Raw genomic sequence first — 11,625 nt, forward strand, 5'->3', positions numbered from 1 at the left:
AGCTACTTGCAGCCCTTAGGAATTGGTGCTGAGATCCGGACGGAGGCTCCGCGCTTCGTTCAAATAGACGTGCTTCATTTCCCGCTGCCCTTTGGTGGTGTTCACCTGAATTAGCAGGCGGATACACTTCGGCAAAGCTCCTTGAACCGGAATTTCCGTGGAGCACATCAGAGGAACCATGTCCCATCCACTTAAGACGCGTATCGCACGGGCTGGGAAAGTTGCTGTCAAGTCCGGCGTAACCGTAATCCAGACGCTGCAAATATCCTCAGGCTCGATTTCGTTGCGCGCAACAATTTCTTTTAACAACTCGGCGGTCGCGTCCAGAATTTCCTTCTCATCGTTGCGGGAAACTGTCGTTGCTCCGCGAATCCCTCTGTTATACATGTTGTCCCTCCTCCTTGAGTTCTGCAATCACTCTGCGAACTTCGTCCAATGTCACATCCGATACAATTTCCACCTTGCCGATTTCTACAGGCAAAATAAACACCATGGTCTGTTCCTTAAACTTCTTATCGTGCATCATGGCACCAATTAAATCCTGCTCGTTTAAATGCGTCGGCATTGCTGTTGGCAAACCAAACCCACTAAGCAAGGATACCGTGTATTCGTAAATTTGCGGATCCCGACCCCGGTTCACTGCAAGCTTTGCAGCCGCAGCCATCCCGATCGAAATCGCTTCCCCGTGCAAAAATTCACCATACCCGCCGATCGCCTCGATGGCATGGCCCAGGGTATGCCCCAGGTTCAGAATTGCACGAAGCCCATTCTCCCGCTCGTCCACGGAAACAACTTGGGCTTTTACAGAGCATCCTTGGGTTAATCCATATCCCAGTGCATCCGGATCCAGCGCCAACAACTCCGTCGTGTGCTCGCGGCACCAGTCCGCAAAAGCCGCATCCCAGATCAGGCCATGCTTAACCATTTCTGACAAGCCCGCCCGGACATCACGCAGCGGCAGGGTTTGCAGGCTGTCCACATCATACAGCACCATTTCCGGTTGATGAAAAGCGCCGATCATATTTTTGGCCAGTCGATGGTTAACGGCCACTTTGCCTCCGACACTGCTGTCGTGAGCAAGGATCGTGGTAGGCATTTGCACAAATGCCACGCCCCGCATATACGTTGCCGCCACGAAGCCGGCTAAATCGCCAACGACGCCGCCGCCCAGCGCTACGACCGCAGAGCGGCGGTCCAATCCGCCTTCAATCGCTGTAGTCATGACGTCCTCATAAACCTCCAGCGATTTGGATTTTTCACCGGCCTTCACGACTTTGCTGACGGTACGGTAACCTTTGGCCTGCAACGAGGCTTCCACAACCGGCAGATATTTCGGGGCAACATGGTCATCGGTGACGATTAAGACAGGGCTCTTCGCCGACAGCTTATGCTGCTCGAAGAAATCCCCGGCCATTCCCAACAAGCCGCCGCCGATATAGATCGGGTAAGAACGTTCGCCCAAATCGACCTGCAGCGTTCGCATCAATATTCCTCCAGTTGAGCCAAATATCCCCTATAGTTACGTTCGATCTCCTCAATCGAATCGCCGCCGAATTTCTCCAGGAACGCTTTGGCCACTTCCCAAGCGACCACGTGCTCAAGCACAACGCTTGCGGCTGGCACTGCACAAGCATCCGAACGCTCCACCTGAGCGGCAAACGCCTCGCGGGTGTCGATGTCGACGCTTTGCAACGGTTTGTATAACGTTGGGATCGGCTTCATGACGCCGCGAACGACGATCGGCATACCGTTGGTCATCCCGCCTTCGAAACCGCCAAGCCGGTTGGTCGCCCGGTAATAGCCGCGCTCCTCGCTGTACAAAATTTCATCGTGGACCTTAGAACCCGGCAGTTTCCCGGCTTCAAAACCGATGCCGATTTCCACGCCCTTAAAGGCGTTAATGGACATGACCGCTTGCGCGATACGACCGTCCAATTTGCGGTCATACTGCACATGGCTGCCAAGCCCGACCGGTACACCTTCAACGATACATTCCACGATGCCGCCGATGGAGTCCCCTTCCTGCTTGATTTTATCGATATAGGCTTCCATCTTCTTCTCCGTTTCCGGATCGGCAACCCGCACCGAAGAAGCTTCGGTCACACGAGCCAACTCGTCCAGCGGCAGGTTATGCGGCGGCGCTTCAATCTCGCCGATGCGGATGACATGCCCCGCGATTCGGATGCCAAAGCGTTCGAGGAGCTGCTTGGCTACCGCACCAACCGCAACGCGAATAGCGGTTTCGCGTGCGCTTGAACGTTCCAGCACGTTCCGCAAGTCTTTATGGTTATATTTCAAGCCTCCGTTTAAATCGGCATGCCCTGGACGAGGACGATGTACTCTTCGTTTCTCCTCATCCGTGCCTTCGATCGGCTCAATGTTCATGATTTTCTGCCAATGCTTCCAGTCGTTATTCTCCACGACCAGTGCTACTGGCGCCCCGGTGGTATACCCGTGCCGGACGCCTCCGACAATCTTCGCAGTATCTTTCTCGATTTGCATCCGCCGGCCGCGGCCATACCCTTTCTGGCGACGGGCCAACTCAAAATTCAACGCTTCAAAATCCAGCTGCAAATGGCTGGGCAAGCCTTCAATAATCGCAGTCAACTGGGGTCCATGCGTCTCCCCGGCTGTTAAATATCGCAAACTCATGATGCTGCGTTCCCCCTTTAAACTGTTAAACTGTAAAGAACTAAAAGCCGAAGATGTCTTTGCTCATTATAATATTGTTTGATGCATTCTGTCACGTGGTGATTCACTGATTCTGTCCATATACTCTCCGATTTCGCCCCTACACGCGGCAAGAGGCCAAGCCTGGCCCGGATTTTCGCCCCTCACTTTTTCGAGGTTCACCAAAATCCGGGGGCCTCTAAACATCCTTATGAATCTGTGGACACAGGATGAACTGCATATGCTTGCTCTGAGTCAGTCCGTCGGGTAGCTAAAAGCTTGCGAATGCGATGCTGGCCCACTTCACGAACAGCAAAGACATAACCTTCGTATTCAAATTCCGGTCGTTCATTTACCGTCGGTATCCGCTTTAACTGTCCGATCATAAACCCGCTTAACGTATCATAGTGTTCGATCGGAAGCTTAATATCCAAGATCTCCTGGGCGTCGTCGAGGGACATCGTACCGCTGAACAGATAACTGCCTTCACCAACCTGCTCGTATTCACGTTCCTCATCGTCGTGTTCGTCGTAGATGTTGCCGACGATTTCCTCCAGCAAATCCTCCATCGTTACGATACCGGCGGTTCCCCCGTATTCGTCAACGACAATTGCCATGTGAATGCGGTTTTGCTGCATTTCCTCGAACAGTTCATTTGTTTTTTTGGAGATCGGGATAAAATAAGGCGGCGTCACCAGCTCTCGCAAATTCCAGCTCTCCTTATCCCCCGTACGCAAAAAGCGGATCAAATCCTTGCTATGCAATATCCCGATCAGATTGTCAACCGTATCCTCATACACTGGGAAGCGGGTATATTGCTCCTTGTCGGCGATTTCAGCCACGGTTTGTTGGTCGGCATCAACCGGGATCGCCACGACGTCGATCCGGTGTGTCATAATATCAGACACCGTCAAGTTGTCGAAGTCAAAAATGTTGTTGATCATCAGACGCTCGCTGGGCTGGATCGTCCCCATTTCCTCACCGGTATCCAGCATCATACGGATCTCCTCCTCGGAGACTTCCTCCTCCTTGGCGTTCGGATCGATGCCAAACAACCGCACCAGCAAGTTCGTGGACGTGGTCAGCAGCTTCACGAACGGCGAGGTTACCTTGGATAACACTGACAACGTCGTCGCCGCAAACATCGCCATCGCTTCAGCCTTGTTCATCGCGACTCGCTTCGGCACTAACTCGCCCAGCACCAACTGGAAGTAGGAGAGCAGCAAGGTGATCACGATCAGCGATAGTGTGCTCAGCACGTTTTCGGGGATCGGCAGCCCCATACGGATTAAATAAGCCGCCAGGTCGTCGGCAAAGCTCTCCCCAGCGAAAGCACTGGCAAAAAAGCCCGCAAGGGTGATGCCAATTTGAATTGTCGCCAGGAATTTGCTAGGCTCGCCAAGCAAACCCACGATGACCTTTGCTTTCCGATGGCCTTGCCCTGCCATCGCTTTAATTTTATTATCATTCAGGGAGATCAAGGCGATTTCCGATGCAGCAAAAAAGGCATTAATCAAAATCAAGATGAAGACAACTAAAAGTTCCAACAATCCAATGCACCTCCACAAGTTTCCCACGTCGCTCAAGCGGGTAAACAAACGCAAAAAGGCATAACCTGCCGTCACTGAATTGACGCAGGCTATGCCTGAAATTCTCCTACAAATAGGTTATTAATCAATTGTAATACGTTGCTACTCTCCGGGTCGTCCGAATCGTTCATGAATGAAATCTCTCCTGACCAGAATTTATAACTATTATAGAAAGTCCCCTTGGCGGCTGTCAAGAACACCTCTACCAAGAATGACCAAGAACGTAAAAAGCGCCGTTCTCCGCCCTGCTTGGCGATGTCGGCGCTAAATAACGGGTTCGGGCGCTCGCTGCTTATCTGAGGCCTGAAGCGGGTTGATTTTCTAATGCGATGGAACGCCGGGGATCCATCGGAAAATCCTCAAGCATCCGCTTGAGGTGCGAGCCTTCAATACCCAGCACCTGCGCGCATTCCTGCGGCGTTAAGAATCCGCGCCGATAAGCTTCGATCACTTTTCGCTTGTCCATGATCTGACCTCCATTGGCTATATGATCCAAGTATAGGAAAGATCACCCCATTCTATACCCACGGGTTTAATCACGAAGCAGCTCAGAGACGTTAAAACGACTTCGAAGTTAGTCCTTACACAAAAAAACGTCCAAATCAACCCTAGACGGGTCAAACTGGACGTTTTTCTATTTACCCTTTCTTACGATAGAAGAACGTCTCCGCCGCTTCCAAATCGTATTGGCCGGGGGAGAAGATTTGCTCCGTGCTGCCAACGAACAGAACGCCGCCGGGACGCAGCGCACGAGAAAACTTATGATAAAGACCTTGTTTGGCTTCCTCGGTAAAATAAATCATGACATTGCGGCAAACGATCAGGTCAAAGCCTTCTTCGAACGTATCCAGCAGCAGGTTTTGCTTCTTGAACGTGACGGCCTTCTTCAGCTTCGGATCAAAACGGAACATTGGGCCTTCCGGTGTAAAATAACGCTCAGCTACTGCCTGCGGCACATCCTTCAGCGAACGATCGAGATATAACCCTTCCTGGGCTTTCCCCAGCGCTCCTTCATCGATGTCCGTTGCCAGCAGATAGGTGTTAGCAAGAAGCCCCAGATCCGCGAGAATCATCGCCAGCGTGTACGGCTCCTCACCCGTCGAGCAGGCCGCACTCCACACCTTCAGCCTTGATCGCCCGGCCGCCAGCCCTGGCAGCACCGAGTCCCTCAGCACTTCCCAGCGATTGGGATTGCGCCAAAACTCGGATACGTTAATCGTCATCTTGTCCAAAAATTCATAAAATAACTGCTTGTTGCTCAGCATTGCCGTGTAAAAGTCCGCAAACGAGGTATAGCCGTTCTTATTACGCAGCGTCGTTAGACGCCGCTTCATTTGTGCTTCCTTGTATTGAGCTAAATCGATGCCCGTGCTTTTTTTGATGTTTTGAATAAAGCCGTTATAATCCGGATCCGGTGCCGTCTCTGTGTTGTCTGCCCGAGGGATGTCGGGAAAAATCCGGTTCAAATCCATGGGCTCACGCTTCTCGTATACTGTAGTAGCTCATGAGGCTCAAAGAAGTTGGCGATTTCTCGCTCCGCACTCTCTACGCCGTCGGAACCATGAATTAGATTAAATGGGGTATGGGCGGCAAAATCCCCCCGAATCGTACCGGGCAGCGCCTCGGTAACTTTCGTCTTGCCGATAACCATACGGGACAAGTTAATGATGTCGTCCCCTTCCCATACCATGGCAAATACCGGCCCGGAAGTAATAAAGCCCACCAGTTCGTCAAAGAAAGGCTTGCCCACATGCTCCGCATAATGTCTCTTCGCCTGCTCCTCTGTCACTTGAACCAGCTTGCCAGCGACGAGCTGAAATCCTTTATCCTCGAACCGGCTGATAATTCTACCAATCAATCCGCGCTGCACGCCGTCCGGCTTAACCATTAAAAACGTTCTTTCCATGGTTCCCCTCCCGAAATTAACAGCATCATTTGCATTTCAAACCTTATTGCGCCTTCCAGGAAGGCGGTTTCACCTGCATTTTACCAGAAACCATCCAAACAGGTAAAGCGATAAGATCAATAGGAGCGTTTGTTCACAAATTCAGCAATGTCATGTAAATGGGAGCGTGCAGATGTATCCGGCAGCTGCTGCAATGCTGCCAGCGCTTTGGCAATATAACGGTCGGCAAGCGCCTCCGCCTTGCCAATCCCCGGGCTTGTCCGAATCATTTCAATCGCACGGGACACATCTCCGCTGCCGTCACCGGCTTGAATGCCGCGAATTTCCCGAAGCAGAGGCTCTCTTAAATCAGGCTCCTGCAGAGCGAAAAGCACAGGAAGCGTAATGTTCCCCTGACGCATATCGCTGCCCGGCGGTTTACCGATCGTCTTCTCCGTACCGAATAAATCAAGCAGATCATCGCGGATCTGAAAGGCCATGCCCACGTTGTACCCGTACCGATACAGCAGTGCACTCACTTTGGCTGGAGCATCTGCCGCCATAGCTCCCAGCTGACAGCTGATGGCGATCAGCAGAGCCGTTTTCCGCCGGATGCGCAGCAAATAGTTGCGTACGCTTTGCTCCGTATTGAAGAAATCACGGATCTGCTCCATTTCCCCAATCGACATCTGTACCATCGCTTTAGCCAGAATACGGTGTATGTATGGATTTTCGAGCTCGGATACTTGCATCAGGGCCTTGGCGTAGATGTAATCGCCGGTATACATGGCGATCCGATTATCCCATTTCGACTTTACCGTCGCTTTGCCCCGCCGCGTATCGGCATCGTCGATCACGTCATCGTGAACGAGCGACGCCGAGTGGATAAGCTCCAGCGGCACAGCGATATACTGCAATCTTTGCAGGTCATAGTTCCCGAACTTCCCGGCAAGCAATACGAAGACCGGCCGCAGCCGCTTTCCGCCTGCCTTCAACAAGTGCAGGGACGTCTCGCTGAGCAGATCGTCATCGCCGTCAATGCTGCAGTACAGCTGGCGCTCGATAAAATCCATATCTTTTTTTAACGAACCGAAAATATCCAGTAGTTTCATTCTTTCACCCGTGTCAGCAATTTGTCACTCCATATCTCCAGCTCTACTCGATGATCCAGCAGTCCCATTTCATAGGCATAGTCGAAATACAACGATAATCCTTGGCGGTGTGATTCGTTAAATTCATAACGGATGTTTTGCGTAAAATAATGCCGCCAATATTCCGCAGTGCCGCCAATTTCGGAGCAAGCCTTGGCTACGAGCGGGGAGACATCGCTTAAGCTCATTCGTTTGCTTTCCACGAAAGCTTCCGCCACTTCAGCCAAAAAGTCGCCATGGGCTTCGGCAAACGCCTTCTGAACGGCCCAGACCGCAAAAGTCATCCCATAGCCGGTCCATGACTTCCAAACTTCCCCCAAATCGGTAACGATATAACCGTGATCCCGCCAGGAGGCCTGAATCGCGTGATCGCCAATCAACAGCGCACCGTCGCTTTCGGCCATCATCAGCTCCAAATCAGGCTCACTGTCCCAATACTCAGGTTTGCCACCGTACGCTTTTTCCATAATAATCTTCAGCAAGTTGACCGATGTTGCCGATGTATTCGTTAATGCGATTTTCCCGTTTCCGATTTCCTCTGGCGGCTTCCGTGAAAACAGCAAAATCGAAGCCACCGGGCCATCGGAGCTGACAGACAGATCCGGCAGCAGCAGGAAACGCTCCGAGCCATACCCGTAGGCAAAAGAAGACACCGGGGAAATATCCAGCGTCCCCCCTAGCATCCGGCGGTTGAGCTTCGATGGAACCTCGGTGATAAGTTGGCTCGCTCGCGAAAGTCGCGTCTCGTCAAAATAATGAAAAACGGGCCAGACGTTGCTGTATTTGATTTTGCCGATGAGGACTTCTTCATTCTCCTTGTTGTTCATTTTGCTCCCCCCATCTCTTAAATAAGGCATGCTCAATGCCTAAATTATCGAGCACTTTACCTACCAAAAACTTAACCAGATCATCAATGGTCTGCGGTCCGAAATAAAATGCCGGCATCGCCGGGATGATGCGCACGCCAAGTCGAGCCAGCTTCAGCATGTTCTCCAAATGGATTGCATGCAGCGGCGTTTCGCGCGGCACCAGCACAAGCGGCCGGCCTTCCTTCAGCATGACATCGGCTGCCCGAGCCATCAGATTGTCGGACGTTCCATTTGCGATCGAAGACAGAGTTCCCATAGAGCAGGGCATCACAATCATCCCGTGCGTAAGGAAAGAGCCGCTGGCGATGGAAGCCCCAATGTCTGCGATCGGATGGTATACCAGCTTCCCGGGAAGCTGACCGAAATGTTCCTTCAGCGTCGCCTCCCGATCACTCGTGTTCCAGCCGAGCTCCTCCTTGATCACTCGCCAACCCGCATTGGATACGACGAGATGCACGAGGAAGTTCATGCCCAGCAACGTTTCAATCAGCTTCACACCATAGATCGAACCGCTGGCCCCTGTAATGCCGACAACAATCGATTTCGCTTTATCCATTAGAAATGTCGCACCACCAAATCAATCAATGTGAAGGAAAACACAACGATGCTCAGCACACCGTTCATGGTGAAGAATGCAGTCTGTAGGCGGCTAAGATCGCTTGGCGACACGATATGGTGCTCGTAGAACAAAATGGCATACGCTATAATCATGCCCACGATATACCACCAGCCCAAATCCGTCAACAGCAGCAAGGCGATAAAGCCCAACGCCGTGATGATATGAAACGCTTGAGCAATCTTCAGCGATTTAGCGACTCCAAACCGAACAGGAATAGAGTATAGGCCTTCCTTCGTATCGAATTCAACGTCTTGGCAGGCGTAAATGATATCGAAGCCGGCAATCCAAAAAGTAATTGTGAAATAAAATACCATTGCTGTCCAATCAACTTGTCCAGTTACAGCCGCCCAGCCGCCAAGAGGAGCTAAGCCAATCGTCAGACCGAGGATCACGTGGCAGAGCCATGTAAAACGTTTCGTGTAGGAGTACAAGACCAACATGATGACAGCGATTGGCAACAGCTTTAAAGCTAAGGGGTCGAGCTCGGCAGCGGCCCAGAACAATAAAGCAAAGGAGAGAATGATGAACAACACCACTTCGCCGATTTTTAAAAGTCCCGCCGGGATGGCCCGGTTTGCGGTACGAGGGTTCTTTGCATCGATGACACGGTCAATGAGACGATTCAGCCCCATCGCGGCACTGCGTGCGCCAAACATCGCCAACAGCACCCACCCAATTTGCGCCCAGGACGGCAGCTCATGGTTGATCATTTCAGAACCGAGCAGCGCACCCATGAAAGCAAACGGTAAAGCGAATACGGTATGTTCAAATTTGATCATTTGCAGGAAAATTACCATTTTCTTAAACATGTTGCGTCTCCTTCGTTCCGATATGCAAGGCGGCAATTCCGCCGGTTAAAGGATACGCTTCAACCCGGGCAAGTCCCGTCTCCCGGAAAATCTCCGCCAGCTCCAAACGACCGGGAAACTGGACGAGGGAATCGGGCAGCCATTTGTACTGCTCATACCGTTTGGCCACCAGTTTGCCAAGCATCGGAAGCACATTTTGAAAGTAAAAATAATAAAGTCCTTTGAACGGCTGCCAGGTTGGCTTGGACAATTCCAGGCAAACCACCTTACCTCCCGGCTTGACTACGCGCTGCATTTCTCGCAGCACCTGGCGAAGATCTGGCACATTACGCAGACCAAAACCGATCGTGACATAATCAAACCGGTTGTCTTCAAACGGCAACTCCATCGCATTCCCTTGAACCAAGGTGATTTGCGAGTCCAGCCCTCGTTCCTGTACCTTAAGACGTCCGTATTCCAGCATTTTTGCACTAAAATCCAGGCCGACGATCGGCCCCCCGCTGGCTTCCGCCATGCTGATGGTCCAATCGCAGGTACCGCAGCACAGATCAAGTGCGGTCTGCCCGGGGGACATGTTCATTTTAGCCATCGTGAACTTCCGCCACGCTTTGTGACGTCTAAAGCTGAGCAAGTCGTTCATCATGTCGTATTTCGGAGCAATGCTCTCGAATACGGAATGCACGAACTGCTCTTTGGTCTCAGATGAAGATGTTTGACTCATTTGCTATTCTCCCTACCCTTCTTGCACGGAACGGCGTGATGGCGAAAGCGCGGCGATAAACGGCTCAAGAATCGATTTGAGCTCCGTACGCGCAGTTTCCTTCTTGCACTCATGCAACAGCGATTGAACATGATCCACCGATTGGTGCAGCATGGACAGCAGCTGTTCCTTGATATTGTATTTTACAAGCATCAGCGACCAGTCCCGCTCGCCAACTTTGCGGGTGGAGAGCGCAGCTTTATCCTCGGAGGATCCGGTTTCCATGATGCGCAAATAGGCATAACCTTTGCGTTCGTGCGGCAACTCAGAGGCGGACCGAATTTCTTCCAGCATTACTTCGCATCGGCTTAACTCAGCCAGCAGCTTCCGCCATAAGCTTTGGACCGACTTGTCCAACACTTCCGTAAAAGAAAGAAAAAGCCCCATTTTGACATGGACGCATTCCTTCAGATAGTCTTCTGCAGGTAATAACATCTGCTTCAACTTGCTGTACAACTGCACCTTCAAGCGGTTCACCTCACAAATGGCAGAGCTCATCAACGGAACCATACGGATCTCCCCGGCTCCAGCCAGCAGATGATAAAACACACCGCTGAAATAGTCACCCGCCAGCACCTTGAGCTGGCGCGAACGCATGGCGCGGGTTGCTTCCCCAAGCCCGGACTCCAGATCGATGCGATCATGGGTATCCATACCAAGCTGCACGAGGAACGCAGCCAGCGCGCAGGTCTCTGCGGACTCCGGCGACAGCCCCTCCCGCTCGGTTAAAAACGTATAAAGCAAACGAACACGGGGCACCGGAAACTCCGGAAGCGCCGTGTATGCGGTGATCATGTCGTAACTGACATACTTATTTGCCAATTCTGTTATGCGATAAGGTTTCATCCTTTGCCTCCGAGCCGCTGATCTTTCAGTCATACTGATCTTTCAGTAATAAAGATGTCACAATCTTGTCTATTATAGCATATGTTATTTCACTGCGCACAGAGGTCGCGATCACTCAGTTAAAATGTTACTAAAGAGGCATCGGTTCACTCACATCGAAATGTTACCGAAGGGATGTGTTTTGAAACTGAGCATGAAAACACGACGTGAAGTAATCCGTACCTTGGCTGATCAATACATGAGAGCGAAATCGCGAAATGAGAAATCTGCAATCCTTGACAACGCCGTGAAGGTGCTGGGNTGCCATCGGAAGCATGCTATCCGCGCTCTCACGAACCCTCCTGCGCTGACACCAGCGAAATCGAAACGTAATCGGCCATTAGCTTACCAGGAGGCGATGCCCGTCATTGAGCGCGTTTGGGAAGCC

At 51.7% G+C, this 11,625-nt stretch carries 13 protein-coding genes; all 13 read right to left on the bottom strand.

Annotated elements, in window-relative coordinates:
* Nucleotides 1-15: 15 nt before the first annotated feature.
* The 13 genes from aroH to M891_RS0118700 all read right to left on the bottom strand — a co-directional run bounded on the left by aroH (nucleotide 16) and on the right by M891_RS0118700 (nucleotide 11,198).
* Entirely contained in the window at nucleotides 16-387 is a 372-nt protein-coding gene (gene aroH / locus M891_RS0118635; RefSeq protein WP_028539875.1) for a chorismate mutase, read from the bottom strand.
* On the bottom strand, nucleotides 380-1,483 hold the full coding sequence (aroB, locus tag M891_RS0118640; RefSeq protein WP_028539876.1) for a 3-dehydroquinate synthase: 1,104 nt from the start codon (nucleotides 1,481-1,483) through the stop codon (nucleotides 380-382). The genes aroH and aroB overlap by 8 nt, the downstream gene beginning before the upstream one ends.
* Entirely contained in the window at nucleotides 1,483-2,652 is a 1,170-nt protein-coding gene (gene aroC, locus M891_RS0118645; protein ID WP_016311799.1) for a chorismate synthase, read from the bottom strand. The genes aroB and aroC overlap by 1 nt, the downstream gene beginning before the upstream one ends.
* A gap of 227 nt (nucleotides 2,653-2,879) precedes the next feature.
* The gene (locus M891_RS0118650; protein WP_028539877.1) at nucleotides 2,880-4,220 is read right to left on the bottom strand and encodes a hemolysin family protein; all 1,341 of its coding nucleotides are present in this window, start codon (nucleotides 4,218-4,220) and stop codon (nucleotides 2,880-2,882) included.
* A gap of 331 nt (nucleotides 4,221-4,551) precedes the next feature.
* The gene (locus M891_RS25600; RefSeq protein ID WP_176221901.1) at nucleotides 4,552-4,725 is read right to left on the bottom strand and encodes a hypothetical protein; all 174 of its coding nucleotides are present in this window, start codon (nucleotides 4,723-4,725) and stop codon (nucleotides 4,552-4,554) included.
* A 172-nt stretch (nucleotides 4,726-4,897) separates the two neighbouring features.
* Nucleotides 4,898-5,731, bottom strand: coding sequence for a CheR family methyltransferase (locus M891_RS0118665; protein ID WP_051417104.1), 834 nt, complete (start codon nucleotides 5,729-5,731; stop codon nucleotides 4,898-4,900).
* Nucleotides 5,722-6,165 carry a nucleoside-diphosphate kinase gene (ndk, locus tag M891_RS0118670; protein ID WP_016311795.1) on the bottom strand — a complete coding sequence of 148 codons (444 nt, stop codon included), beginning with the start codon at nucleotides 6,163-6,165 and terminating at the stop codon, nucleotides 5,722-5,724. The genes M891_RS0118665 and ndk overlap by 10 nt, the downstream gene beginning before the upstream one ends.
* A 116-nt stretch (nucleotides 6,166-6,281) precedes the next feature.
* Complete coding sequence (locus M891_RS0118675; RefSeq protein WP_028539879.1) at nucleotides 6,282-7,256, bottom strand: polyprenyl synthetase family protein; 975 nt, start codon at nucleotides 7,254-7,256, stop codon at nucleotides 6,282-6,284.
* The gene (locus M891_RS0118680) at nucleotides 7,253-8,122 is read right to left on the bottom strand and encodes a menaquinone biosynthesis protein (protein WP_028539880.1); all 870 of its coding nucleotides are present in this window, start codon (nucleotides 8,120-8,122) and stop codon (nucleotides 7,253-7,255) included. Before M891_RS0118680 ends, M891_RS0118675 begins: the two co-directional genes overlap by 4 nt.
* Entirely contained in the window at nucleotides 8,103-8,720 is a 618-nt protein-coding gene (locus tag M891_RS0118685) for a UbiX family flavin prenyltransferase (RefSeq protein WP_016311792.1), read from the bottom strand. The genes M891_RS0118680 and M891_RS0118685 overlap by 20 nt, the downstream gene beginning before the upstream one ends.
* A complete protein-coding gene (locus M891_RS0118690) occupies nucleotides 8,720-9,592 on the bottom strand; it encodes a UbiA-like polyprenyltransferase (protein ID WP_028539881.1) in 873 nt (290 codons plus the stop codon). The genes M891_RS0118685 and M891_RS0118690 overlap by 1 nt, the downstream gene beginning before the upstream one ends.
* A complete protein-coding gene (locus M891_RS0118695) occupies nucleotides 9,585-10,313 on the bottom strand; it encodes a demethylmenaquinone methyltransferase (RefSeq protein WP_028539882.1) in 729 nt (242 codons plus the stop codon). The genes M891_RS0118690 and M891_RS0118695 overlap by 8 nt, the downstream gene beginning before the upstream one ends.
* Before the next feature lie 12 nt (nucleotides 10,314-10,325).
* On the bottom strand, nucleotides 10,326-11,198 hold the full coding sequence (locus tag M891_RS0118700) for a heptaprenyl diphosphate synthase component 1 (protein ID WP_028539883.1): 873 nt from the start codon (nucleotides 11,196-11,198) through the stop codon (nucleotides 10,326-10,328).
* Between the last annotated feature and the right edge of the window lie 427 nt (nucleotides 11,199-11,625).

Origin of the sequence: Paenibacillus sp. J14 (assembly GCF_000518465.1) — a bacterium.
Lineage (GTDB): Bacteria > Bacillota > Bacilli > Paenibacillales > Paenibacillaceae > Fontibacillus > Fontibacillus barengoltzii.